Origin of the sequence: Raoultella sp., from assembly GCF_039594335.1 — a bacterium.
Lineage (GTDB): Bacteria > Pseudomonadota > Gammaproteobacteria > Enterobacterales > Enterobacteriaceae > Klebsiella.
In genome coordinates, this window is sequence record NZ_JBCNNS010000012.1 from 12554 (window position 1) to 38002 (window position 25449).

23 protein-coding genes, 1 other RNA gene and 1 pseudogene are annotated in these 25449 nt (G+C 54.7%); 17 read left to right on the top strand and 8 right to left on the bottom strand.

The genetic code is table 11. The annotated features are described in order from the left end of the window. The first annotated feature begins 204 nt into the window (after window positions 1-204). Complete coding sequence (gene cof / locus ACZAHD_RS03270) at window positions 205-1023, top strand: HMP-PP phosphatase (RefSeq protein ID WP_462455513.1); 819 nt, start codon at window positions 205-207, stop codon at window positions 1021-1023. A 44-nt stretch (window positions 1024-1067) separates the two neighbouring features. On the opposite strand, the gene ACZAHD_RS03275 is transcribed toward cof, so the two are convergent. Further along, window positions 1068-2120 carry a PLP-dependent cysteine synthase family protein gene (locus tag ACZAHD_RS03275; RefSeq protein ID WP_462455514.1) on the bottom strand — a complete coding sequence of 351 codons (1053 nt, stop codon included), beginning with the start codon at window positions 2118-2120 and terminating at the stop codon, window positions 1068-1070. Window positions 2121-2235: 115 nt separating this feature from the next. Between ACZAHD_RS03275 and ACZAHD_RS03280 the strand changes: the two genes are divergently transcribed. From ACZAHD_RS03280 to amtB, 5 genes are all read left to right on the top strand, one after another. Next, window positions 2236-2694: an Lrp/AsnC family transcriptional regulator gene (locus ACZAHD_RS03280; protein WP_004858739.1), complete on the top strand. Its 459-nt coding sequence runs from the start codon at window positions 2236-2238 to the stop codon at window positions 2692-2694. A 42-nt stretch (window positions 2695-2736) separates the two neighbouring features. Then, window positions 2737-4509: a SmdA family multidrug ABC transporter permease/ATP-binding protein gene (locus ACZAHD_RS03285; RefSeq protein ID WP_462455515.1), complete on the top strand. Its 1773-nt coding sequence runs from the start codon at window positions 2737-2739 to the stop codon at window positions 4507-4509. Further along, the gene (locus ACZAHD_RS03290) at window positions 4502-6280 is read left to right on the top strand and encodes a SmdB family multidrug efflux ABC transporter permease/ATP-binding protein (protein ID WP_462455516.1); all 1779 of its coding nucleotides are present in this window, start codon (window positions 4502-4504) and stop codon (window positions 6278-6280) included. Before ACZAHD_RS03285 ends, ACZAHD_RS03290 begins: the two co-directional genes overlap by 8 nt. A gap of 242 nt (window positions 6281-6522) precedes the next feature. Continuing rightward, a complete protein-coding gene (gene glnK, locus ACZAHD_RS03295; protein WP_004858743.1) occupies window positions 6523-6861 on the top strand; it encodes a P-II family nitrogen regulator in 339 nt (112 codons plus the stop codon). Between the two features lie 33 nt (window positions 6862-6894). Next, window positions 6895-8184 (top strand): ammonium transporter AmtB, encoded by a 1290-nt coding sequence (amtB, locus tag ACZAHD_RS03300; RefSeq protein WP_462455517.1) that lies wholly within the window; start codon window positions 6895-6897, stop codon window positions 8182-8184. Window positions 8185-8283: 99 nt separating this feature from the next. Here amtB and tesB read toward each other — a convergent pair whose 3' ends face one another. Then, window positions 8284-9147, bottom strand: coding sequence for an acyl-CoA thioesterase II (tesB, locus tag ACZAHD_RS03305; RefSeq protein ID WP_462455518.1), 864 nt, complete (start codon window positions 9145-9147; stop codon window positions 8284-8286). Between the two features lie 219 nt (window positions 9148-9366). Between tesB and ACZAHD_RS03310 the strand changes: the two genes are divergently transcribed. Next, the gene (locus ACZAHD_RS03310; RefSeq protein ID WP_462455519.1) at window positions 9367-9879 is read left to right on the top strand and encodes a YbaY family lipoprotein; all 513 of its coding nucleotides are present in this window, start codon (window positions 9367-9369) and stop codon (window positions 9877-9879) included. 36 nt (window positions 9880-9915) lie between these two features. On the opposite strand, the gene ACZAHD_RS03315 is transcribed toward ACZAHD_RS03310, so the two are convergent. Both ACZAHD_RS03315 and ACZAHD_RS03320 read right to left on the bottom strand, forming a co-directional pair. Continuing rightward, on the bottom strand, window positions 9916-10227 hold the full coding sequence (locus ACZAHD_RS03315; protein WP_462455520.1) for an MGMT family protein: 312 nt from the start codon (window positions 10225-10227) through the stop codon (window positions 9916-9918). Between the two features lie 65 nt (window positions 10228-10292). Beyond that, complete coding sequence (locus ACZAHD_RS03320; protein WP_462455521.1) at window positions 10293-10700, bottom strand: dTDP-glucose pyrophosphorylase; 408 nt, start codon at window positions 10698-10700, stop codon at window positions 10293-10295. Window positions 10701-11043: 343 nt separating this feature from the next. Between ACZAHD_RS03320 and ffs the strand changes: the two genes are divergently transcribed. From ffs to ACZAHD_RS03335, 3 genes are all read left to right on the top strand, one after another. Next, an RNA gene (ffs, locus tag ACZAHD_RS03325) (signal recognition particle sRNA small type) lies at window positions 11044-11140 on the top strand. Window positions 11141-11531: 391 nt separating this feature from the next. Further along, window positions 11532-11789 carry a hypothetical protein gene (locus ACZAHD_RS03330; protein ID WP_032696529.1) on the top strand — a complete coding sequence of 86 codons (258 nt, stop codon included), beginning with the start codon at window positions 11532-11534 and terminating at the stop codon, window positions 11787-11789. After that, on the top strand, window positions 11786-12001 hold the full coding sequence (locus ACZAHD_RS03335; RefSeq protein ID WP_462455522.1) for a hypothetical protein: 216 nt from the start codon (window positions 11786-11788) through the stop codon (window positions 11999-12001). Before ACZAHD_RS03330 ends, ACZAHD_RS03335 begins: the two co-directional genes overlap by 4 nt. Window positions 12002-12134: 133 nt before the next feature. Here ACZAHD_RS03335 and yczR read toward each other — a convergent pair whose 3' ends face one another. Beyond that, entirely contained in the window at window positions 12135-13562 is a 1428-nt protein-coding gene (gene yczR, locus ACZAHD_RS03340) for a MocR-like transcription factor YczR (protein WP_462455523.1), read from the bottom strand. Between the two features lie 87 nt (window positions 13563-13649). On the opposite strand from yczR, the gene yczE reads away from it, so the two are divergent. Together yczE and ACZAHD_RS03350 are read left to right on the top strand one after the other, a co-directional pair. Next, window positions 13650-14264, top strand: coding sequence for a membrane protein YczE (yczE, locus tag ACZAHD_RS03345; RefSeq protein ID WP_462455524.1), 615 nt, complete (start codon window positions 13650-13652; stop codon window positions 14262-14264). A gap of 92 nt (window positions 14265-14356) precedes the next feature. After that, window positions 14357-14693, top strand: a pseudogene (locus tag ACZAHD_RS03350) (DUF1428 domain-containing protein); the annotation flags it as partial. 49 nt (window positions 14694-14742) lie between these two features. Here ACZAHD_RS03350 and ACZAHD_RS03355 read toward each other — a convergent pair. The 3 genes from ACZAHD_RS03355 to ACZAHD_RS03365 all read right to left on the bottom strand — a co-directional run bounded on the left by ACZAHD_RS03355 (window position 14743) and on the right by ACZAHD_RS03365 (window position 18259). Next, window positions 14743-15288: a flavin reductase family protein gene (locus ACZAHD_RS03355; protein WP_462455525.1), complete on the bottom strand. Its 546-nt coding sequence runs from the start codon at window positions 15286-15288 to the stop codon at window positions 14743-14745. A gap of 39 nt (window positions 15289-15327) precedes the next feature. Next, on the bottom strand, window positions 15328-16887 hold the full coding sequence (locus ACZAHD_RS03360; RefSeq protein WP_462455526.1) for an EAL domain-containing protein: 1560 nt from the start codon (window positions 16885-16887) through the stop codon (window positions 15328-15330). Between the two features lie 226 nt (window positions 16888-17113). Beyond that, window positions 17114-18259, bottom strand: coding sequence for an ABC transporter ATP-binding protein (locus tag ACZAHD_RS03365; protein ID WP_462455527.1), 1146 nt, complete (start codon window positions 18257-18259; stop codon window positions 17114-17116). A 353-nt stretch (window positions 18260-18612) separates the two neighbouring features. On the opposite strand from ACZAHD_RS03365, the gene ACZAHD_RS03370 reads away from it, so the two are divergent. The 5 genes from ACZAHD_RS03370 to ACZAHD_RS03390 all read left to right on the top strand — a co-directional run bounded on the left by ACZAHD_RS03370 (window position 18613) and on the right by ACZAHD_RS03390 (window position 25432). Further along, window positions 18613-19845, top strand: a complete 1233-nt coding sequence (locus ACZAHD_RS03370; RefSeq protein WP_462455528.1) for a maltodextrin ABC transporter substrate-binding protein — start codon at window positions 18613-18615, stop codon at window positions 19843-19845. 120 nt (window positions 19846-19965) lie between these two features. After that, window positions 19966-21273 (top strand): carbohydrate ABC transporter permease, encoded by a 1308-nt coding sequence (locus tag ACZAHD_RS03375; RefSeq protein ID WP_462455529.1) that lies wholly within the window; start codon window positions 19966-19968, stop codon window positions 21271-21273. 11 nt (window positions 21274-21284) lie between these two features. After that, complete coding sequence (locus tag ACZAHD_RS03380) at window positions 21285-22136, top strand: sugar ABC transporter permease (protein WP_462455530.1); 852 nt, start codon at window positions 21285-21287, stop codon at window positions 22134-22136. Window positions 22137-22140: 4 nt separating this feature from the next. Further along, window positions 22141-23343, top strand: a complete 1203-nt coding sequence (locus tag ACZAHD_RS03385; protein WP_462455531.1) for a glycoside hydrolase family 53 protein — start codon at window positions 22141-22143, stop codon at window positions 23341-23343. 31 nt (window positions 23344-23374) lie between these two features. After that, window positions 23375-25432: a beta-galactosidase gene (locus ACZAHD_RS03390; RefSeq protein WP_462455532.1), complete on the top strand. Its 2058-nt coding sequence runs from the start codon at window positions 23375-23377 to the stop codon at window positions 25430-25432. Window positions 25433-25449 lie beyond the last annotated feature (17 nt).

The window sequence follows — 25449 nt, forward strand, 5'->3', positions numbered from 1 at the left end:
ACTTCATCCTTCAACCGGCCTTTGCGTTGGCTACGCTTGCTCACACCCGTTACCCGGGCTGTCCTTCGGCCTCGCCCTTTCGGAGCTTGCGCGAGCGCGGGTTATAAAACCGGAACAATAAAATTTATCTATTCACTATTACTTCCGTATATCTCAGGCAATACTGGAACTCAAGTAAAACTCACCGTGCTTTTGGGAACTCACATGGCAAGACTCGCTGCATTTGATATGGACGGTACGCTGCTGCTGCCGGATCATCGTCTGGGAATATCAACGCTCTCAACACTAAAGCGTCTGCGCGATCGTGACATAACCCTGACCTTTGCTACGGGACGCCATGCGCTGGAAATGCGCTACGTAATCGCTGAGCTCTCGCTGGATGCCTACTTAATTACCGGCAACGGTACGCGGATTCATGCGCTGGATGGAGAAGTGCTGCACCGCAGCGATCTCGATCCTGGCGTCGCGGAAGCGGTGCTCCACCGTCGCTGGGACACGGCAGCCAGCATGCACGTCTTTAATGACGGCGGCTGGTTTACCGGCCAGGAGATCCCCGGGTTGTTGAAAGCGCATATTTTCAGCGGCTTCCGCTATCAGATATACGATCCCAGGCTGATGCCGACCGATAACGTCACCAAAGTCTGCTTCTGCGGCGATCACGATGATCTCCGGCGGCTCAACGTTCAACTGGCTGAAGCACTCGGGGATCGCGCGCATATCTGTTTTTCAGCGTTCGACTGTCTGGAAGTGCTGCCGAATGGTTGTAATAAAGGCGCTGCCCTGGCGGTACTTAGCCAGCATTTGGGCCTGTCGATGCAAGATTGTATGGCGTTTGGCGACGCCATGAACGACCGCGAAATGCTCGGTAGTGTGGGACGCGGGGTCATTATGGGTAACGCCATGCCGCAGCTCAAAGCTGAACTGCCGAATTTACCGGTTATTGGAGACTGCCGCCATGAAGCGGTCTCCCATTTTTTAACTCATTGGCTGGATAATCCCGATCTTCCTTATTCCCCCGAATAAACAGACCCTTCCAGCAAGCCAGGCACCTTTGTGTCTGGCTTTTTTTATTGTGTGTTCACCATTGCCGCGATTTTTGCCTGCCACGGAGTGATATCGCCAATCTGACTCGCGACCCACTGCGGACTGTAATAGCTTTCCAGATAGCGTTCGCCGCTATCGCACAGCAGAGTGACGATAGAACCGCTACGCCCCTCAGCGCGCATACGCACGGCAAGCTCAAGCACGCCCCACATATTGGTGCCGGTGGAGGCGCCGACTTTGCGCCCCAGCAGCCTTTCCAGCCACAGGGCGGTGGCAACGCTGGCCGCATCAGGCACCCGCAGCATCTCATCGACGACGTCAGGAATAAATGATGGCTCGACGCGCGGACGGCCAATACCTTCTATTTTACTTCCGACCGGGCTGCGCAGGCTGGCATCGCGGCTGTGCCAGTAGTCGAGGAAGACCGAGTTTTGCGGATCAACCACCAGCAGCTGAGTATCATAGCCCTGACAGCGGATATAGCGGCCAATCGTGGCCGATGTCCCGCCAGTCCCCGCACTCATCACAATGTAAGAGGGCTGCGGATGCGGTTCGTGGGTCATCTGTCGGAAAATGCTGTCGGCAATATTGTTATTGCCGCGCCAGTCCGTCGCCCGTTCAGCGAAGGTAAACTGATCCATATAATGGCCGTTCAGCTCGCGAGCCAGCCTCTCAGAGGCGGCATAGATTTCACTCGCGCTCTCGACGAAGTGACAGCGTCCGCCATAAAACTCAATCTGCTCAATTTTGCGTTTTGCCGTACAGGAAGGCATGACGGCGATAAACGGCAGACCGAGCAGACGTGCGAAGTAGGCTTCAGAGACTGCCGTCGAGCCGGAAGAGGCTTCGATAATTGTCGTTCCTTCTTTAATCCAGCCGTTACACAGGCCGTAAAGGAACAGAGAACGCGCCAGACGGTGTTTCAGGCTGCCGGTAGGATGGGTGCTCTCGTCCTTCAGGTAGATCTGAATACCCGGGAACCCGGGTAGCGCCAGGCGAATAAGGTGCGTGTCGGCGGAACGCTGATAATCGGCGTTGATTTCACTGATTGCGTGTTTTACCCAGGCGCTCTTCATCGTCATTTCCTGTTTGTCATTTTGTGCCCAGCTTAGCGCAAGCGCGAGGAAAAATTGTTGCTATTTAGCCTTTCAATTACAATGAATGGAGAAAAATTTTCTTCAGAGGTGCCCTGTGCTAGATAAAATTGACCGTAAGCTGCTTTCTTTGCTGCAAACTGACTGCACCCTCTCTTTGCAGGCGCTGGCTGATGCCGTTAATCTGACTACCACGCCCTGCTGGAAACGGCTGAAACGGCTGGAGGATGAGGGTATCCTGCTTGGGCGCGTGGCCCTGCTGGATGCCGAAAAGCTTGGCCTCGGTCTGACAGCATTTGTGCTGATCAAGACCCAGCATCACAGCAGCGACTGGTACTGCCGCTTCGTCAGCGAAGTCACGCAGATGGCGGAAGTCCTCGGCTTCTGGCGTATGGCGGGAGAGTATGATTACCTGCTGCGGGTGCAGGTAGCGGATATGAAACGCTACGATGATTTTTATAAACGGCTGGTGAATAGCGTCCCCGGGCTATCTGATGTCACTTCGAGTTTCGCGATGGAACAGATAAAATACACCACTGCCTTACCTATTGATTAACGGCGTTTGCCGCGACGATTTATACACTCAGGATTTAACTGCTTGCGATTATTTGCTCAACTTAGCTGGTACTTCCGCCGGGAGTGGCGCCGTTATCTCGGTGCTATTGCCCTGCTGGCCATTATCGCCGTTTTACAGCTGATTCCGCCAAAGGTGGTGGGAATCGTGGTTGACGGCGTCACCCGACAACATTACACCGCCGAAAAGGTGTGGATGTGGATTGGTACGTTAGTCCTGATCGCGGTAATGGTCTATCTGCTGCGCTACGTCTGGCGCGTGCTGCTTTTTGGCGCCTCTTATCAACTGGCCGTGGAGCTACGGGAGGACTTTTATCGTCAGCTCAGCCGTCAGCATCCGGCCTTTTACCTGCGCCACCGCACCGGCGACCTGATCGCCCGCGCCACCAACGATGTTGATCGGGTGGTGTTTGCTGCGGGTGAAGGGGTGCTGACGCTGGTGGACTCGATGGTGATGGGCTGCGCGGTATTGATCGTGATGTCGACGCAAATCAGCTGGCAGCTCACCCTGCTGGCGCTGTTGCCGATGCCGGTGATGGCGCTGGTTATCAAGCGTAACGGTGATGTACTCCATACGCGCTTCCGCGTCGCGCAGGCGGCATTCTCCAGCCTCAACGATCGTACTCAGGAGAGCCTGACCAGTATCCGCATGATTAAGGCCTTTGGCCTGGAGGACCGGCAGTCGGCGCAATTTGCTGCCGATGCGGCGGATACCGGCAGAAAAAACATGCGCGTGGCGCGTATTGATGCGCGCTTTGACCCGACTATCTATATCGCGATTGGTATGGCTAACCTGCTGGCGATCGGTGGCGGGAGCTGGATGGTACTGCAGGGCAGTATGACTCTGGGCCAACTGACCAGCTTTGTGATGTACCTCGGTTTGATGATTTGGCCCATGTTGGCGCTGGCATGGATGTTTAACATCGTGGAACGCGGCAGCGCGGCCTACAGTCGGATCCGCACGATGCTCGAAGAGGCGCCGACCGTCAACGATGGTCATGAGCAGGTCCCGGAAGGGCGTGGTGTGCTGAGCGTCGCCGTGCGCGAATTTATCTATCCGCAGGCGAATAAAGCCTCGCTGGAGAAGGTGAACTTCGTGCTCCAGCCCGGGAAAATGCTGGGTATTTGCGGGCCAACCGGCGCAGGAAAAAGCACGATCCTGGCGCTGATCCAGCGCCACTTTGACATCACGCAAGGGGATATTCGCTTCCATGATATTCCGCTGACGCGGTTGCAGCTCGATAGCTGGCGTGCCCGCCTGGCGGTCGTGAACCAAACGCCGTTCCTCTTTTCTGACACCGTCGCCAACAACATCGCGCTGGGAAGGCCCGATGCGACGGCGGAACAAATTGAGCACGTTGCGCGGCTGGCCAGCGTGCACGACGATATTCTGCGCCTGCCTCAGGGATATGACACGGAAGTCGGCGAACGCGGCGTGATGCTGTCCGGCGGGCAAAAACAGCGCATTTCCATCGCACGCGCGCTGTTGCTGGAGGCGGAGATACTGATTCTTGACGATGCGCTGTCGGCGGTGGATGGCCGGACCGAGCATCAGATATTGCATAACCTGCGGCAGTGGGGAGAGGGAAGGACGGTGATTATCAGCGCCCATCGCCTGTCGGCACTGACTGAAGCCAGCGAGATTCTGGTGATGCAGCATGGTCATATTGTCCAGCGCGGTCGCCACGACGGACTGGTGGCGCAACCCGGCTGGTATCGCGATATGTATCGCTATCAACAGTTGGAAGCGGCACTGGACGATGCGCCACAGGATCAAGAGGAGGCCGCCGATGCGTAGTTTTTCCGAGCTCTGGCCCACTTTAAAACGCCTGCTGGCCTACGGTTCTCCGTGGCGTAAGCCGCTGATTATTGCGGTGGTGATGATGTGGATTGCGGCCGCCGCCGAGGTCAGTGGTCCGCTGCTGATCAGCTACTTTATCGATAATATGGTGGCGAAGAACTCCCTGCCGCTGAAGCTGGTCTGTGGCCTTGCCGTGGCCTACCTCGGCTTACAGATCCTCGCGGCGACCCTGCACTATAACCAGTCGCTGCTGTTTAACCGCGCCGCTGTTGGCGTGGTACAGCGGCTACGCAGTGACGTAATGGATGCGGCGCTGCGTCAGCCGCTGAGTGAATTTGATACCCAGCCTGTCGGGCAACTGATCTCGCGTGTCACCAACGACACGGAAGTGATCCGCGATCTGTACGTCACGGTGGTAGCGACGGTGCTGCGTAGCGCGGCACTGATCGGCGCCATGCTGGTGGCGATGTTCAGCCTTGACTGGCGCATGGCACTGGTGGCGCTGACTATTTTCCCGGCGGTGTTGATCGTGATGGTGATTTATCAACGTTACAGCACGCCGATCGTGCGCCGGGTGCGTGCATGGCTGGCGGATATCAACGACGGCTTTAATGAAGTGATCAATGGCATGGGCGTTATCCAGCAGTTCCGCCAGCAGGCGCGCTTCGGCGAGCGGATGCGTGAAGCCAGCTATGCGCACTATCTGGCGCGGATGCAAACGCTGCGCCTCGATGGTTTTTTGTTGCGTCCGCTGCTGAGCCTGTTCTCAACGCTGGTACTCTGCGGGCTGCTGATGCTGTTTGGCTTCAGCTCGGCTGGCACGATTGAAGTCGGGGTGCTGTATGCCTTTATCAGCTATCTGGGGCGCCTGAATGAACCGCTGATCGAGCTGACGACCCAGCAATCAATGCTCCAGCAGGCGGTGGTCGCCGGCGAGCGCGTCTTCGAATTGATGGATCGCCCGCGTCAGGAGTGGGGGCAGGATAGTGCGCCGCTGCGCAGCGGCACGGTGTCGATTGAGAATCTCTCTTTTGCTTATCGCGGCGATCGTCTGGTGCTGCAGGATATTAACCTGGAGATTCCGTCCCGTGGTTTTGTGGCGCTAGTCGGCCATACCGGCAGCGGTAAAAGCACGCTTGCCAGCCTGATGATGGGTTACTACCCGCTGAGCAAAGGGGAGATTCGTATTGATGGGCGTCCGCTCTCCTTATTGAGTCACAGTGCATTGCGCCAGGGCGTCGCCATGGTGCAGCAGGATCCGGTGGTGCTGGCGGATACCTTTTATGCCAACGTCACGCTCGGTCGCGATATCAGTGAGGTGCAGGTCTGGGAGGTACTGGAGTCGGTGCAACTGGCGGAACTGGCGCGCGGAATGAGTGAGGGGATTTACACCCAGCTCGGCGAGCAGGGGAATAATCTCTCGGTGGGACAGAAACAGCTGCTGGCGCTGGCGCGGGTGCTGGTGGATACCCCGCAGATTCTGATTCTCGATGAAGCGACGGCGAATATCGATTCCGGCACCGAACAGGCGATTCAACAAGCGCTGGCCAAAGTTCGCCAGCACACCACGCTGGTGGTGATTGCGCATCGTTTGTCGACGATTGTTGAAGCTGACACCATTCTGGTGCTCCACCGCGGGCAGGCCGTCGAGCGTGGCAATCATCAGCAGTTGCTGGGAGCAAAAGGGCGCTACTGGCAAATGTATCAGCTGCAACTGGCCGGTGAAGAGCTGGCGGCCAGCGCGCAGGAAGAGTCGCTGATTGCCTGATGCACTATAAGCAGGCAGTTGTGCTGGTGTGGTTTAGTATGGTGCAAAAATGTAACGCTTTTTGCACCATAATGATGCATTTTTGCGTGGGGCCAGCGCTTTTCCGCCTGCTTCTTATGCCATTCCTCTGTTTTCTTCGCTAAAAGGGCCGCTCTGCGGCCCTTTTTCATTTCTGGCATAGCCCTTGCTTTATTTTCTGCGTGTTAGCTGCTGCCATTACGAATTCTGAGCGGAGGGGACTTATGAAGCTGGTTACCGTGGTAATCAAACCATTCAAACTGGAAGATGTGCGTGAAGCGTTATCTTCCATCGGCATTCAGGGCCTGACGGTCACTGAGGTAAAAGGGTTTGGCCGTCAGAAAGGTCATGCCGAGCTGTACCGTGGTGCCGAATACAGCGTCAATTTTCTGCCAAAGGTGAAGATTGATGTCGCGATTGCCGACGATCAGCTTGATGAGGTCGTTGATGTGATTAGTAAAGCGGCCTACACCGGAAAAATTGGCGATGGCAAAATTTTTGTCGCCGAGTTGCAACGCGTTATTCGCATCCGCACCGGCGAAGCCGACGAAGCGGCACTGTAACGTCCAGACCACACAGTGATGGGGATTGAGAAAATGAAAATAGCAACAATGAAAACAGGTCTGGGTGCGCTGGCACTGCTTCCGGGGTTGGCGATGGCCGCCGCACCGGCAGTGGCAGATAAAGCCGACAACGCCTTTATGATGATTTGCACCGCGCTGGTGCTGTTTATGACCATTCCGGGCATTGCGCTGTTCTATGGCGGCCTGATTCGCGGTAAAAACGTACTCTCTATGCTGACCCAGGTCATCGTCACCTTTGGGTTGATATGCGTACTGTGGGTCGTTTATGGCTACACGCTGGCGTTTGGTACCGGCGGCAGCTTCTTCGGCAGTTTCGACTGGGTATTATTGAAAAACATTGAGCTGAAAGCGCTGATGGGGACCTTCTATCAGTACATCCACGTCGCTTTCCAGGGCTCCTTCGCCTGTATCACCGTTGGCCTGATCGTGGGCTCGCTGGCTGAACGTATTCGCTTTTCCGCAGTGCTGATTTTCGTTGCCGTCTGGATGACTCTCTCCTATGTGCCGATTGCGCACATGGTATGGGGCGGTGGTCTGCTGGCGACGCACGGCGCGCTGGATTTTGCCGGTGGTACCGTGGTGCATATCAACGCCGCCGTTGCTGGCCTGGTGGGTGCCTATATGATGGGCAAACGCGTTGGCTTTGGCAAAGAAGCGTTCAAACCGCATAACCTGCCGATGGTCTTCACCGGTACAGCAATCCTGTATGTTGGCTGGTTTGGCTTTAACGCTGGTTCCGCGAGTGCGGCGAACGAAATTGCTGCGCTGGCTTTCGTCAACACCGTTGTGGCGACCGCTGCGGCTATTCTGGCCTGGACCTTTGGCGAATGGGCAACCCGCGGTAAACCTTCTCTGTTAGGTGCCTGTTCCGGTGCGATTGCCGGTCTGGTTGGCGTCACCCCGGCATGTGGTTATATCGGCGTAGGCGGCGCACTGATTGTGGGTATCGCTTCCGGCCTGGCGGGTCTGTGGGGCGTAACGGTTCTGAAACGCTGGCTGCGTGTTGATGATCCGTGCGATGTGTTCGGCGTACACGGTGTCTGCGGTATCGTGGGTTGTATCCTGACCGGTATCTTTGCCGCAACTTCTCTGGGCGGCGTCGGCTACGCGGAAGGCGTTACCATGGGCCATCAGCTGCTGGTGCAGTTGGAAAGTATCGGCATCACTATCGTTTGGTCCGGCATTGTAGCCTTCATCGGTTATAAAGTGGCGGATATGACCGTCGGTCTGCGTGTTCCGGAAGAGCAGGAGCGCGAAGGTCTGGACGTCAACAGCCATGGCGAAAATGCCTACAACGCCTGATAAATTGAGTTATCTCCACTAGCAGCAAAGCCTCCCGACGGGAGGCTTTTTTTGTTGTCAGGGGACAGTATTCAGGCATTACTCGTCACGGATGACACTTTAAGCGTGGCGATTGCGCATGACCCCTTCCTGAACGGTTGACGCCACCAGCGTGCCATCCTGTGTATAAAACTCACCGCGAACAAAGCCCCGGGCGCTGGATGCAGAAGTGCTCTCAACGCTGTACAGCAGCCAGTCGTTAATGTTGAACGGGCGATGGAACCACATCGAGTGGTCGATCGTCGCCACCTGCATCCCCGGCTCCAGGAACCCGACGCCGTGCGGCTGAAGCGCCACCGGCAGGAAATTGAAATCGGAAGCGTAGCCCAGCAGGTACTGATGAATGCGAATATCCTCCGACACCGCGCCGTTGGCGCGGATCCACACCTGACGAGTTGGTTCAGCAACATGGCCTTTTAGCGGGTTGTGAAACTCAACCGGGCGGATTTCCAGCGGTTTGTCGCTGAGGAACTTATCTTTGGCCTGCGGCGGCAGCAGATGCGCCAGCTTACGCGCGATGTCGGTTTCAGAAGGCAGACCATCCGGTGCAGGTGCGGCCGGCATCGATTTCTGGTGCTCATAGCCGGGCTCTGGCGCCTGGAAAGAGGCGGTCATGTAAAAAATGGGTTTACCGTTTTGAATGGCCGCGACCCGACGGGCACTGAAGCTGTTGCCGTCGCGCAACACTTCGACGTCATAAATAATTGGCTTCTGGCTGTCGCCAGGACGCAGGAAATAGCTGTGGAATGAATGAATCAGACGCTCGGCAGGCACGGTTTCTTTCGCCGCGTACAGTGCCTGACCGACGACCTGGCCGCCAAAGACCTGACGTAAGCCCAGATCTTCACTCTGCCCGCGGAATAACCCTTCTTCAATTTTTTCCAGATTCAATAATGCCAGCAGATTGGTTAGTGCCTGACTCATATTTACCCTCAATCAATGATAACTGCCTTGCGCAGTGCGTATTGAGGGCAAGTATAACCTGGAATCTCAAGTGGTCCGATGGGTGTAATAATCTGAATAAAGGGTCATCTGCAGGAAGAGAACTGAGATCTGTGCCACACTTATGCATGATGCCAATGTTACTGCTCGTCAGTCGGCAGGACATACTCCTGCATGTAAAGGGATGAAAAGGAGAACATAATGAAATTTACCTATATGTTAAGTGCTTTAGCCGTTGCAACCGCTTTGACCGCCTGCGCGAATAATCACGGCGCAAACACGGCCAGTACCGCGGCTACCCCCGATCCTTATGGCATTGCCTCACTGACGTCATCGCAGCAGCAGCCTAATGTTTCCGGGACCATTTCCATCCGGCAGAAAGTCGCCCTACCGCCGGATGCGGTACTGACCGTGACCTTGTCGGATGCATCGTTAGCCGATGCGCCGTCGCGTGTACTGGCGCAGAAAACGGTTCGTACCGAAGGTAAACAGCCGCCGTATAACTTCGTCCTGCCGTACAACCAGGCGGACATTAAGCCTGACGCGCGAATTTTGCTGAGTTCGGCCATCACCGTTGACGGCAAGCTGATGTTTATCACCGATACCGTGCAGACGGTGGTGAATGGCGGAGGGAACCGGGCCGACCTGATTTTGGTACCGGTACAGCAGACGGCCGTACCGGTCGCCAGCAGCGATACCCCTACCGCGCAGTAAACCATCTATGCCCCTGCCTGGGGCATTTTTTTGTCTTCAATAAATCCAGCGATAGTGCTGCAGATCGATATGTCCGCTGCCGGACACCTGCACGCCTTCAGCGAGCAGCGCCTGGCGCTGGCGCTGCAGATCCGGGCCGGTAAGAGAGATGTCGCCGTGACGATTAACCACCCGGTGCCAGGGCAGCGTGGAGCCTTCAGGTAAACGCTTGAGGACCCCGCCAACCTGGCGTGCCGCACGGGGTGAGCCCGCCAGTCGTGCTATATCACCATAGGTGGCGACGCAACCTTCCGGAATTGAGGCCACAATTTGCCAGACCCGCCGGGGAAAAGTGTCGTGAGAATCCATCGTGCGTCCTGTAAACCGGGAAAGGCTCAGAATAAGCGCTGACTGCGTGCCTGTACAGCGTGGGGCTATGCGGGTTTCACGATAGTGAAATCGAGAACGAGGCCTGGAATCTGCATCCCGTGCAGGTTGTCATACGGGCTGACGGCTATCAAACTCTCGAAAAATTTCAGTCGTCGGGAGTGGGCGTTGATAATCAGCTTGGCCCGCAGGGAAGGTAGCTGCTGCGAGGAGATCGGGTAGATGATGCGACCGCTGACTTCGATGGTCAGTTTGCGCAAATCAATGCGCCGCAGGACGCCAACCGTGGAATAGAGCACAGCAACCGTGGTGACTGCCAGCAGGGGGCCGCTGCTGACGCTGCCGAAATCCAGCATCAGCTCCAGGCGCAGGAAATTCAACCCTTGAAAGGAGAGGGTGACGCCGTCGATCTGTGGCATTGCGAGGGGCGTGGTTAAACGGGGAGCTTCACTCATTCCATTACCATTGATGTAACACATTGATTAAAAAGAGTACGAAGATGTGGATTGAAGTAGGGATGGCGACAGGGAAATGTGCTGCTATAGCGCTCGCAATCCTTTAATTTAGGCCCGAAGAAGCGTAGTGAAACAGAGAATTGTGTCCGGGGCATCGCTTTTGTGCCGCTTGCGGCGGCGGCACAAATAGCGGGTCGACACCGTGTCGCCAGGGTTAGACAGGACGCTTTTCGCCTGCCGCTGCGCAATAAACCAGCATCCGGTTGGGGTTAGCTTGCAATTCGTTGGTCCAGTAGGGATAATGCGCCAGCGCGTTGGATAACGACGCTCTCAATGGGGGCTCTGTTGGTTCTCCCGCAACGCTACTCTGTTTACCAGGTCAGATCCGGAAGGAAGCAGCCAGAGCAGACGACGTGTGTGCCGGGATGTAGCTGGCAGGGCCCCCACCCAATTCTGGGGATCCCTGTTTTTTCCTTCTTGTTTCACATGCTGCCGCAATGAGCAAAAAACCACCTTGCGTATCTGCATGTCGGAGTATTTTGCCTGATTTTTGCACTTCCGAATCGTGCCAGCACGATGAATAGCGGATAACTTGAGGGAGAACATACCTGTCAGTATCGCCTCTAAAAATACCCTCTTGTTATGCTTTAAAAATATATGTCATAAATTTGAAATGATATTGACATATTAATGTCATCCCTATGTCACAAATAACTGGCAGATTATCACTGGGTATTTATAGTCTGACTATCAGCTGAAAATATATGTCTGGATCAGTTTGTTAACTTCGTGTATTAATTACTGTAAATTTATTGCACGGGAAGCATGACGATGACTACAGTAGTTTTGAACGTAAAAATTGATGCGGAGTTAAAAGAAAAACTGCGTCATTATGCGGAAGTAAATAACGAGAATCTGGGTACTGCAACGGAGAAACTGCTGCTTCTTGCCTTTCAAATGGCGGATTCTGCAGGTGAGGCGGGGGTTTCGGAAGAAGATATTGATAGCCAGCATACCGAAGAAGAAGCTTCTCCATTAACCCCTAAAGAAATCAAAGCATTAAGAAAAATTCTGAAGAAGAAAAAATGAAACAACAATTCTCTACAGCCAGCAACTATAGCGAAGCCTGCGACTTGTTACGTTCAGGGTATGTTAAGCATGTTCGCCTCAACTGGAATATCGGTAGTGATGAGTTCTTTCGCATTGCCTCCGACTGGTGTGATACCGGGGCGAAAATAAAAAAAGATGAAAATGGTTTTATTATCTCGTTAAAAAGTTTTCCAATCCCACGCCAGCATTAATGAAATTTTTCATTGATGTCATCGGGCAGACATATAGCGATGACATCATGAAGCGCAATTTTATAAAAAACATCTCATATGCGTCATGGATGATGGTTTTTTGACGGGCTGAATCCAGCCCGTCGATATTTTATTATATTATTTTACGTATTCGCGTATTTTCATTCTGCTGCGCAAGACCTGCCCAGACTGGCTGCAGGGTTGTAAATGCGCGGCGCAACTCCTCATCGTCCAGGGTGAAAGGTAAGCGTAAGTAGCGGTCAAAGGCGCCAGCCAGGCCAAAGCGCGTTCCGGTACCAATATGAATCCCAAGACTTTCTGCTCTTGCTGAGAATATTGTCGCCAGCATCCCCGGCAATTCCACCCAAAAAGAGAGTCCGCCTTCTGGCGATGTGAAGCGCCAGTGGGGAAAGTATTCCGTCATGAGCGCGCCACACATATCGCGGCGTGCGGCCAACATTGCTCTACGCGCCGGGAGCCAGGCCCGATCATTTTCGAGCAACCAGCAGCAGGCCAGTTGTTCGAGAAGTGGAGTGCCCAGATCGAGTGAATCCCGGGCCTGAACTAATGAGGCGATAGTGCGTGAGGAGGCGCGGATCCAACCGATACGTAATCCCCCCCAGAAACTTTTTCCGGCCGAACCAATCGTGATGACCGGCGCCTCGGTGTTGAAGGTCGCCAGCGGTGGTGGTGGCGGGGCGGTGTACCATAAATCCACCATTGTCTCATCAACCACCAGCGTCGTCCGCGTTTGCTCCGCTATATCGGCCACCCGCTGGCGGGTGGCGCTATCCATACAACGGCCGGTAGGGTTGTGAAAATCAGGCATCAGCCATGCCAGCCGCGGCGCGGTTTGCGCAATGGTTGCCGCCAGTCCGTCGCAGTCCCAGCCGTGCTGCGGCAGGGCGACGCTAACCGGACGGCAGGAGGCGCCCTGAATGGCGCTGATCGCCATGGGATAGGTCGGCGCATCAATCACCACGCGATCGCCTGGCCCGCTAAGCAAGCGAAGTACCAACGAAAATGCATTCAGCGCGCCGTTCACAATCATCACTTCATCGCTGCGGGTTGGAAGACCTCGCTCGCAGTAGCGGCGGGCTATCGCCTCCCGTAAAACCGGTAGCCCGTGCTGATCGTAACCGGTATTGGACAGGTGCTGCGGCAGCATTGTCAGGGCCTGATGATAGGCCTGATGAATCTCCGGTCCGGCGCTCAGGGCGGCGGTGGCCAGATTGACTGAGGATGGATGGAGGGCCACTTTTGTCACCGTGTCCGCTTGTTCTGGTAGGGCGATCCGCGAACCGCTTCCCTGGCGACTGTAAAGATAACCCTCTTCACGCAGCTGGCCGAGCGCGCTGGCGATGGTGGTGCGGCTGACGTTCAGGGCTGCGGCCAGCTCCCGTTCACCTGGCAGCCGTGTCTCCAGCGTCAGTCGACCATCGAGAATCAGCAGACGCAGGGCGTCCGCCAGTTGGCGCCAGAGCGGCGTTCGGGTTGAAGACTCTTGCCAGTGGCCCAACAGGCGTACTAGCGATTGCGTACCGAAGCGACGAGAAACCATAGCGATCCACTTTTAAAAAACTGGCCATTAATTATCAATCCATTTTTGCTGATGATGGCAAGGTCCGCAATCATCCAGAGGTAAAAAATGTTACGTCGATTAGTGCAGCTCTATATCGGTCTTGTTCTGTACGGCGTGTCGACCGCGTTGTTTGTTCATGCCAATCTGGGGGCCGATCCGTGGGATGTTTTTCATCTCGGCATCGGTAAGCAGTTTGGCCTCGATTTTGGCACGGTGATAATTCTGACCGGGGCTGCGGTGCTGCTGTTGTGGATCCCGATGCGTCAAATGCCGGGGCTGGGAACGGTCAGCAATGTGATCGTCCTGGGACTGGCGGCAAACGCGACGCTGGCCGTCCTGCCGCCGATGGAGTCGCTGGTGTTGCGCAGCTTGATGCTGAGCGGCGCCATCGTACTTAACGCACTGGCAACGGGGATGTATATTGGTGCCGGTTTTGGACCCGGGCCGCGTGATGGATTGATGACCGGTTTACATGCCCGTACCGGGTGGTCTTTGCGCGGGATCCGCACTGTCATTGAGCTATCGGTTCTCGCGATCGGCTGGGCGTTGGGGGGGACCTTTGGCGTCGGTACCGTGCTTTATGCTCTGACGATCGGGCCGCTTATCCAGCTGTTCTTACCCTGGTTTCGCCAGCCGGCGCTGCGTAAAGCGGTCACCGGTACACGTGAAGTCGTCTCCTGATTTCCTCCGGTTACAGGGAGTAAGGGCTAAACTTAGCCCGACAGATGCGGCCGGGTTCTCCGGTCGCGCTGTTCACTTCGAAGATCATACTCATGAAGCACGTTGATGGTTTTATCGTGGCCGTGCCCGCGAAAAATCAGCAGGCCTATCGCGAGCTGGCAGCAAAGGCTGCACCGCTGTTTAAAGAGTGTGATGCGCTACGGAGGGAGTGCCAGGCGGACGAAGTTCCGGCGATAAGCTCACCGATTTTCACATGGCGGTGAAAGCCAAGAGGTCGTGTTCAACCGGATAGAATATCCGTCAAAAGAAGTGCGCGACGCGGTGAATGCCACCATGATGGCCGACTCAAGGATGAAGGCGTTAGGCGATAACATGCTCTGTGATAGTCAACGCATGATTTTCGGCGGCTTCCTGCCGTTACCGGATGAATATCTCTCCCGCCGTCCCTTTCCTGTTGAAGGGGACGGCAGTGGCGTGGTCAGGATACTTTGGTAAACAGATGGCGATAATCGCGCACATCGCCGTCGGTACGAAACAGACCGCCGCCGCTATAATGCAGGGTCTGTGGCCACCTGGGCTGCGGTTTCACGTTTGCCGCCACCACTTCAAAAATAAAGAAGTTATAGCTCTCCACTAGCGCATCGTCGAAGAGCCGGCATTCAAAGCTGGCGTGACACTCGGCAATGGATGGCGCGGCCACCTGTATACTGGGTTCTGCAGTGAGCCGGAAGGCCGCAAACTTGTCCACTGTGTCGCCGTCACAGTTACCGATTCTGGCGACCGTCTCCGCCATTGCGGCATCCGGCAGGTTGATAACGCACTCCCCGCTGCGGCGAATCATATCGAAACTGATATTGCCAGCGGAAATCATGCACCCTACCAGCGAGGGGGAAAACTCCAGCACCGTATACCAGCCAAGAGTCATAATATTATTCCGATCCTGCCAGCGGCTGCTGATTAAGACCACCGCGCCGGGTTCCAGCCAGTGGCGTACATCGTGTAAAGGCCAGGGATGTTTTTGCATCAGGGAAGTCTCCCTTCATGGATTTACTTTAAGCGTAGCTCAATGCGCTTTAAGGTTATTTTCTGCCCACAGAATAAACTGCTCCTTCGGCAATGCCGGGCTGTATAGCCAGCCCTGGCCATAGAGTACGTCGTGGTGACACAGCCAGTCGTGCTGTTCCGATGTTTCGACTCCTTCGGCAATAGTGTCCAGATGGAGCGCTTTGGCCATTTTGATGATATGCGGCGTTAGCGGCTTATATTCGAGAGTATCGACGAAGGATTTGTCTATTTTCAGGATATCGACATCCAGTTTTTGCAGGTAGCTCAGGCTGGAATACCCGGTCCCGAAATCATCGATTGAAATACTGTGTCCCATCTGGCGATAGCGGGCGATCACCGGCAGCATATTATCGGGATCGACAAAACCGCGCTCCGTTAGCTCAAGCGTAATTTGTGCCGGCGCGATCTCCCACTGGTGAAGCCGTTCGGCCAGAAGGACTGGCAGGGTAGGAGAGCGCAGATCGTCGACCGAGAGATTAATTGAAATGTGGAGTTGTGGATGCGTGTGCAGCCACGGGCCGAGTTCGGCGAAAATTTTTCGCACAATATCTTCGGTTAAATGGGTAATGAGCCCGGTCTCTTCGGCAAGCGGAATAAAAATATCCGGCGATAAAAAGCTGCCGTCGGGCTGCTGCCAGCGCGCCAGCGCTTCGGCGCCGACGATTTTGCCGTCCTTGAGCGCGACGATGGGCTGGTAATGGACCTGAATCGCGTCGGAGTGCAGCGCATCCAGCATTCCATAGCGTGGTGAGCGTAAGGTACGCAGCAGTCGCAGTAGCAAAAATGAGGTCAGCAGACTGATAAACAGGCCGAGGGGGAGCCACAGCATCAACTGATGGCGGAATTTTTCCTGTAGCGGTAGCGTGGATGACCAGATGGCGATAGCCAGCCCCAGTTCAGAAATACGATGGAGGCGATAAACTGTGTTGTCGATGGTGAGCGTCTTGCCATCCAGGTGATTGATTTGATTCCAGACCACCGGATCGAGAGGCTCGCTGCTGGTAATGACCTGCTTGTTTTTGATGCCAAACAGAATCGCATGAATATTTTCCTTGCCGGGCGAAATGATATCGATAAATGAGGCGGGATCGATCATCACGATATGATGCTTACTGCCTAGCGCCGTCATTTTATGCTTCAGGCCGAGATCGTTGACCGACGTGAGCCAGGTCCGATAGCCATCGGTGCTGATATGATCGGGGGCAGGAAAGGAGACGGGAGTACTGCGATCTTCGAGAGAAGAACATTGCGGCACCAAATTTTTGAGCCAAAGCACCTCCTGCACATAGCGATGGGTATAGGCGATTTGGCGCATTGCGAGCAAATGCTGCGGGCTACAGGCAGCTGCGCTGTGGGCGTCGGCTTCCTGCAGGGCTTCTCGTGCCTGGTTTGCCACCTGCTGGATGCGCATGAGTACGCGGGAAGAGTAGTTATCCAGTTCGGAATAAAACAGTATTTTCGCCTGGCTGGTCGCCAGCCAGATACTTAAGGCTATCGGCACAATAACTGCGAGTATCAATACCCCGGTAACCAGACTCACCAGATTTCTGGTCGCCATGCGCATATCCTTATGTTATTCGGGTTGTAATGAGTATATCCGATAGTCGGGAAAGGTCGCAGACGAGCGACAATGATTATTGGATTTAAAAAATGCCCGAATCACGACATGGCGCGGATATCGGGCTAACAGTGGATGATCCGCAACAGTCGAGGCAATGAGCTGCGCGGATTGAAACGAGGGCTGGAGCTGGCATGCCGATAGCTTGCGTTGGCAGCATCCAGGTTCAGTTTACAGCGTCATCATGACAGCCAGATGTTTTTGAATGGTCTTCCGGCGCAGTAATATTGGTGCTGATCCGCAGATCGTTTGCATCGAAAACCATACAGAAGCGGTCATCAAAGGCAACATCGATTTTCTGCCACGGGCGAAAGTGAACATCACCAGGCAGCAGAATTTTAACGTTGTCATGCCCGTAGCACTGGCCGAACAGGTAAGTGTTGTTCCCCAGGCGTTCAACCACTTCACATTGAAATTCCACTACCGTACCGCTGCGAACATCGGTCGACAGGTGTTCAGGGCGAATCCCCAGCGTCACCGCATCACCGGGTTGCAGCGGCGAGGTGGTGATATTCAGCGTCAGGCTGTGATGCTGCGCCATCTGTACGCTGAGCTGTCCCGGTTGCCAGGCGGTGACCGTGGCGGGCAGGAAGTTCATTTTCGGCGAGCCGATAAAACCGGCGACGAACCTGTTGACCGGGTTGTAGTACAGCGACATCGGCGAACCCATCTGCTCGACTTTCCCGTAGTTCATCACCACGATTTTATCGGCCAGGGTCATCGCTTCCACCTGATCGTGGGTGACATACACCATAGTGGTTTTCAGCTCATGATGCAGTTTGGCGATGTGCAGACGCATCTCGACACGCAGCTCTGCATCCAGGTTCGAGAGCGGCTCATCAAACATAAATACCCGTGGGTTACGGACGATGGCACGGCCGATTGCCACGCGCTGGCGCTGGCCGCCGGAGAGCTGCTTAGGTTTGCGGTCCAGCAGATGAGTCAGCTGTAGTGTTTTGGCCACCATTTCGACCTGACGACGAATTTCGTCCTTCGGCACTTTATTGACTTTCAGGCCATAGCCCATATTTTCCGCCACCGTCATGTGCGGATAGAGCGCATAGGACTGGAAAACCATAGCCACGCCGCGGTGCGCGGGCACCACATCATTCATCACCTCATCGCCGATCAGCACCTCGCCATCGCTGACCTCCTCAAGTCCGGCAATCATGCGCAGCAGGGTCGATTTCCCACAGCCGGATGGCCCGACAAAGACCGCAAACTCACCGTCTTCGATATCAAGATTGACCTGCTGCAGCGTCACGGTAGTACCAAACCGTTTGGTGACATTCCTCAGTCGTATATTGGACATCAACATTCCCCGGGGTTAGTAATCGTTATTTGCCGTTGGGATTAGGGTTGCAGCGGTTTTTTGTACTACGTGTAACAACCTGGCTGAACAATGCTCAACAGCACTGAAATCATGGGATGACTATAACTTCCAGTATTTTTGAGCCCTACATCGATGTTTCATTTCTGCAATCACGATCACACAACTGGTAGCTTCATGTAGTTTTATACGCCTTCAAAGCGTAGCGTATAACAAATCAGGAAAATCTTACTTTAGCGTTGTAAGTCGCCATTTATCAGTTGATTCAAACCCAGTGATAAATGAAATCATCAAATAAAACCAATAAATTGTTATACCTTCACATGAGGTTGATAATGAAAAAGAACATCCTTGCTGCACTTATCCTCACGACTCTGACTGCCGGGCAGCTGGTCAGCTTGCAGGCTCACGCCGCCGGTCAGTTGAATGTCTGGGAAGACATCAAAAAATCCGCCGGGATTAAAGCCGCGATCGGCGATTTTGAAAAACAGTATGACGTTAAGGTCAACGTGCAGGAGATGCCTTATGCCCAGCAGTTGGAAAAGCTGCGCCTTGACGGTCCAGCCGGTATTGGCCCTGATGTGCTGGTGATCCCGAATGACCAGCTCGGGGGGGCGGTAGTGCAGGGGTTGCTGTCGCCGCTAACGCTGGATCAGGCGAAGCAGGAGGTCTTCACCCCGGCGTCAATTAATGCCTTCAGGATGGGTAACGTGCTGTATGGCGTGCCGAAAGCGGTGGAAACCCTGGTGCTGATTTACAACAAAGACCTGATCGACAAACCGCTGGATAGCCTGCAGGCGTGGTTCGACTATTCGAAAGCGCAACGGGCGCAGAACAAATATGGCCTGCTGGCGAAGTTCGATCAGATCTATTACAGCTGGGGGGCGATTGGCCCGATGGGCGGCTATATCTTCGGCAAAAACGATAAGGGCGGTTTTAACCCGCAGGACGTCGGTTTGAATAAGCCTGGTGCGGTCGAAGCCGTCACCTTCCTGAAAAAATTCTATAGCGACAAGGTCTTCCCGGCGGGGATCCTCGGTGATAACGGGCTGAATGCCATCGACTCGTTATTCACGGAGAAGAAAGCGGCGGCGGTGATCAACGGTCCATGGGCTTTCCAGCCGTACGAGGCGGCGGGAATTAATTACGGCGTTGCGCCGCTACCGACGCTGCCAGACGGCAAACCGATGAGCTCGTTCCTTGGCGTAAAAGGTTACGTGGTGTCGACCTGGAGTAAAGACAAAGCGTTGGCACAGCAATTTATTGAGTTTATCAATCAGCCTCAGTACGTGAAGGCGCGCTATGTGGCAACCGGCGAGATCCCGGCGCTGAAAGCAATGATTGACGATCCGCTTATCAAGAATGACGAGAAAGCCAGCGCGGTGGCGGTACAATCCGCTCGCGCCACGGCGATGCCGGGTATCCCGGAAATGGGCGAAGTGTGGGGGCCGGCGAATGCGGCGCTGGAGCTCAGTCTGACCGGCAAACAGTCGCCGCAGGCGGCCCTCGATAATGCAGAGAAACAGATCAAGATGCAGATCGAGGCCATGCAGGCCAGCAACCAGTAATCGCGATGTCCGTCATTTTAAGGTGACAGGCGCGTTGGTCGCTGACCTGTTACCCGGATTATCAGGGCATAGAGGTAAAGAAGCGGGAGGAAGACCTCCCGTTTTCAGAAGGAGTGGTGTGTGATTATCAATCCCAGTGAAAATATTGCCGAGGTGCGCGGCGCAGGACGCCATGCGTGGTGCGGCCTGCTGCTGGCTGTTGTGCCGGGTTTTGGCCAGTTTTATCATCGCCAGTGGCTGAAGGGGCTTGTCTTCCTGGTTCTGCTGAGCAGTTTCATGGGGGTTTTTTATGACTTCCTGCAGGAAGGACTGTGGGGGCTTTACACTCTGGGTGAGGAAGTCCCGCGGGATAACTCCATTTTCCTGTTGGCAGAAGGGATTATCAGCCTCCTGATCGTCGCTTTCGGCCTGCTCATTTACTCTCTTTCGCTGCGCGATGCCTGGGTTAACGGCAAAAAGCGCGATGAGGGCGTGGCGCTGAACAGCGTGCGCAAACAGTATCAGATGCTGTTGAACCAGGGGTTTCCCTATCTGATGATCAGCCCCGGCTTTATTCTGCTGGTGTTCGTCGTCATCTTCCCGATTCTCTTTGGCTTCGCCATCGCGTTTACTAACTACAACCTCTACCACACGCCGCCGGCTAAGCTGGTGGATTGGGTGGGTTTTAAAAACTTTATCAATATTTTCACCCTCTCTATCTGGCGCTCGACTTTTTTTGACGTGCTGCAGTGGACGGTAGTGTGGACGCTGCTGGCGACGACCCTGCAATGCGCCGTCGGTGTGCTGCTGGCAATCCTGGTGAACCAGAAAGATCTGCGTGTTAAACCGATGATTCGCACCATTTTTATCCTGCCGTGGGCGGTTCCGGGTTTTGTCACTATCCTGGTGTTTGCGGGGATGTTCAACGACTCGTTTGGGGTGATCAACAACGCGATTCTGTCGTTCTTCGGCATTGGTCCGAAGGCGTGGCTGACCGATCCGTTCTGGACGAAAACCGCGCTGATTATGATGCAAACCTGGTTGGGTTTTCCGTTTGTCTTTGCCATGACCACCGGCGTGCTGCAGGCGATTCCTGACGATCTTTATGAAGCCGCGACCATGGACGGAGCCAGCACGTTTACCCGCCTGCGGACCATTACGTTGCCGCTGGTGCTGTACTCGATCGCACCGATCATCATCACTCAGTACACCTTCAACTTTAACAACTTCAACATCATTTACCTGTTCAACAACGGCGGGCCAGCGGTCGCCGGTTCTAACGCCGGCGGGACGGATATTCTGGTGTCGTGGATCTACAAACTGACAATGTCGTCTTCGCAATATGCCATTGCGGCGACCATTACTATCCTGCTGTCGATCTTTGTCGTCGGCCTGGCACTGTGGCAGTTCCGCGCCACCAAATCTTTCAAAAACGACGACATGGCGTAAGGGAAGCAACAATGGCTAAATCACCCAGTATTAAACGCGAAAAGTGGATTCGCCTGTCATTCACCTGGCTGATTGTTATCCTGGTCTCGGTGGTGATTATCTATCCTCTGGTGTGGACCGTCGGCGCGTCGCTGAACGCCGGAAACAGCCTGCTCAGCACCTCGATTATTCCGGAGAACCTGTCATTCCAGCACTATGCTGACCTGTTCAACGGCAATGTGAACTACCTGACCTGGTACTGGAACTCGATGAAAATCAGTTTCATGACCATGGTGCTGACCTTAATCAGCGTCAGTTTTACCGCTTACGCTTTTTCCCGCTTTCGTTTTAAAGGCCGGCAGAACGGGCTGATGTTGTTTCTGCTGCTGCAGATGATCCCGCAGTTTTCTGCGCTGATTGCGATCTTCGTGCTTTCGCAGCTACTGGGGCTGATCAACAGCCATCTGGCGCTGGCGTTGATCTACGTTGGCGGCATGATCCCAATGAATACCTGGCTGATGAAAGGCTATCTCGACGCGATCCCAAAAGATCTGGATGAGTCGGCAAGAATGGACGGTGCCAGCAGCTTCCGCATCTTCTTTGAGATAATCATGCCGCTGTCGAAACCAATTCTCGCGGTCGTGGCGCTGTTTTCATTCACCGGTCCGCTGGGCGATTTTATCCTGTCGAGCACCATTCTGCGTACGCCGGACAAATACACGCTCCCGATCGGCCTGTATAACCTGGTCGCGCAAAAAATGGGCGCCAGTTATACCACCTACGCGGCAGGAGCGGTGCTGATTGCCGTACCGGTCGCGATTCTCTACCTGGCATTACAAAAATACTTTGTTTCCGGCCTGACTTCTGGCAGTACAAAAGGATAACCCCATGAAAAGATTAACACCCGCGTTGCTTGCTGTTTGTCTGGTATGCAGTTTTTCCCCTTCTGTTCTGGCTGCCGAGGCGCTGCAAACGCGCGCCTTTCGCGCGATGCCTGCGGATTTTATTAAAGGCGCAGATATCTCCACGCTGCTGGATGCGGAAAAGCATGGGGCAAAGTTTTATAACCACAACAACCAACTGCAGGATCCGATCGCCATTTTGCGAGCCGATGGCGTGAACTATGTCCGCCTGCGCCTGTGGGTTGACCCGAAAGATGCGCAGGGTCAGGGCTACGGCGGCGGTGATAACGATCTGGCGGCGACGCTGGCGCTGGCGAAGCGGGCAAAAGCACAGGGCATGAAGCTGCTGCTGGATTTCCACTACAGCGATTTCTGGACCGACCCGGGTAAACAATTCAAGCCGAAAGCCTGGGAAAAAATGGATTACCCGCAGCTGAAAACGACCATTCACGACTACACCCGTGACACCATCGCCCGCTTTAAGCAGGAAGGCGTTCTGCCGGATATGGTGCAGATTGGCAATGAGATTAACGGTGGCATGCTGTGGCCGGAAGGCAAAAGCTGGGGGCAGGGTGGCGGCGAATTTGACCGTCTGGCTGGCCTGCTGAATGCAGCAATCGACGGTCTGAAAGAGAATCTGAAGAATGGTGAGCAGGTGAAGATCATGCTTCATCTGGCTGAAGGCACTAAGAACGATACTTTCCGCTGGTGGTGTGATGAAATCAGCAAACGCAACGTGCCGTACGACATCATCGGCCTGTCGATGTACACCTACTGGAACGGCCCGATTAGCGCGCTGAAAGCGAATATGGATGATATCAGCAAACGCTATAACAAAGATGTGATAGTCGTGGAGGCCGCCTATGCCTATACCCTGGAAAATTGTGACAACGCGGAAAACAGTTTCCAGGCCAAAGAAGAAAAAGCGGGCGGTTATCCGGCCACGGTACAGGGGCAATATAATTATATTCACGATTTAATGCAGGCGGTTGCTGATGTTCCTGGCCAGCGCGGAAAAGGCATTTTTTATTGGGAACCCACCTGGATTGCCGTGCCGGGAAATACCTGGGCCACGCCGGCGGGAATGAAATATATCCACGATGAATGGAAACAGGGTAATGCCCGAGAAAATCAAGCGTTGTTTGATTGCCAGGGGAAAGTATTACCTTCAGCGAAAGTCTTTAATTAATCGTTAAGTTTTACACTTCAGGATGTTTATTATGAATAAATTTGCGCCTTTGAGTCCGAAGGTCAATGTATTATTGCATGGCGCTGACTATAACCCGGAACAGTGGGATAATTATCCCGGTATTATCGATCAAGATATTGCCATGATGCAGCAGGCTAAATGCAACGTCATGTCGGTAGGGATTTTCAGCTGGGCCAAACTTGAACCTCAGGAAGGCGTATTTGAATTTGGCTGGCTGGATAGCATTCTGGATAAGCTGTATGCCGCGGGTATTCACGTATTTCTGGCTACGCCAAGCGGCGCGCGTCCGGCCTGGATGTCACTGGCCTATCCGCAGGTGCTGCGAGTGGGGCGCGACCGGGTACCGGCGCTGCATGGCGGGCGGCACAACCACTGTATGACGTCACCGGTTTACCGGGAGAAGGTATTTAAAATCAACAGTCTGCTGGCGGAACGCTACGCGCAGCATCCGGCGGTTCTCGGCTGGCATATTTCCAATGAATATGGCGGAGATTGCCATTGTGAACGCTGTCAGGCGCGGTTTCGCGACTGGCTGAAAGCGCGCTATCAAACGCTGGAAAATCTTAATCACGCCTGGTGGAGCACCTTCTGGAGTCACACCTACAGCGACTGGTCACAGATAGAATCGCCGGCGCCGCAGGGCGAAGTGTCCATTCACGGGCTGAACCTCGACTGGCGCCGCTTTAATACGGCGCAGGTCACGGACTTTTGCCGCCATGAGATTGCCCCGCTGAAGGCGGCGAATGCCGATCTGCCGGTGACGACCAACTTCATGGAGTATTTCTACGATTACGACTACTGGCAGCTGGCGCAGGAGCTGGACTTTATCTCCTGGGACAGCTACCCGATGTGGCATCGCGATAAAGATGAAACCGCGCTGGCCTGCTATACCGCGATGTACCACGACATGATGCGCAGCCTGAAGGGCGGCAAGCCGTTCGTGCTGATGGAGTCAACGCCAAGTGTCACCAACTGGCAGCCGACCAGTAAATTGAAAAAACCGGGGATGCATATTCTCTCCTCGCTGCAGGCTGTCGCCCACGGTGCAGATTCGGTTCAGTACTTCCAGTGGCGTAAGAGCCGTGGTTCGGTGGAGAAATTCCATGGTGCGGTCATTGATCATGTTGGTCACCTGGATACCCGCGTCGGCCGTGAAGTAAGCCAGCTGGGAGACATGCTCAGTCGGCTGCCGGGCGTGGTTGGTTGTCGCACCGATGCCAAAGTGGCGATTATTTTTGACCAGCAAAACCGCTGGGCGCTGGATGATGCGCAGGGCCCGCGTAATCTCGGTATGGAGTATGAAAATACCGTTAATGAACACTACCGGCCATTCTGGGAACAGGGCATTGCGGTCGATATCATTGATGCCGATGGCGATCTGAGTGCCTACCAGCTGGTCATCGCTCCGATGCTGTATATGGTTCGCGACGGGTTTGCCGCGCGCGCCGAAGCGTTTGTCGCCAGCGGGGGGCATCTGGTGACCACCTACTGGACAGGTATCGTTAATGAGTCCGACCTTTGCCATTCTGGCGGATTCCCAGGACCGCTACGTAACCTGCTGGGCATTTGGGCGGAGGAGATTGATTGCCTGAATGACGGCGAGCGGAATCTGGTGCAGGGTCTGGCAGGCAATGAAGGCGGGTTACAGGGGCCGTATCAGGTACGCCATCTGTGCGAGCTGATTCATGCCGAAAACGCCCGGCCACTGGCAACCTATCGTGACGATTTCTACGCTGGCCGCCCGGCGGTTACCGTAAATCATTTCGGCAAGGGGAAAGCCTGGCATGTCGCCTCACGCAACGACCTGGCTTTCCAGCGCGATTTCTTCGCGGTCATCAGCCGGGAACTGGCTTTACCACGGGCGTTCGAGAGTGAGCTTCCGCCGGGCGTGGTCGCTACGGCACGCACCGATGGTGAAACGACCTATGTTTTCTTGCAAAACTACAGCTCACAGCAGCACAGCGTAAGCCTGCCGCAGGGCTATCAGGACAGTTTATCCGGCGCGGTCATGAGTGCGCCGTTGACCTTAACGGCGTGGGACTGCCGTATTCTCAGTCGTAAAGCGTAAACACCGCGTTATCCGAG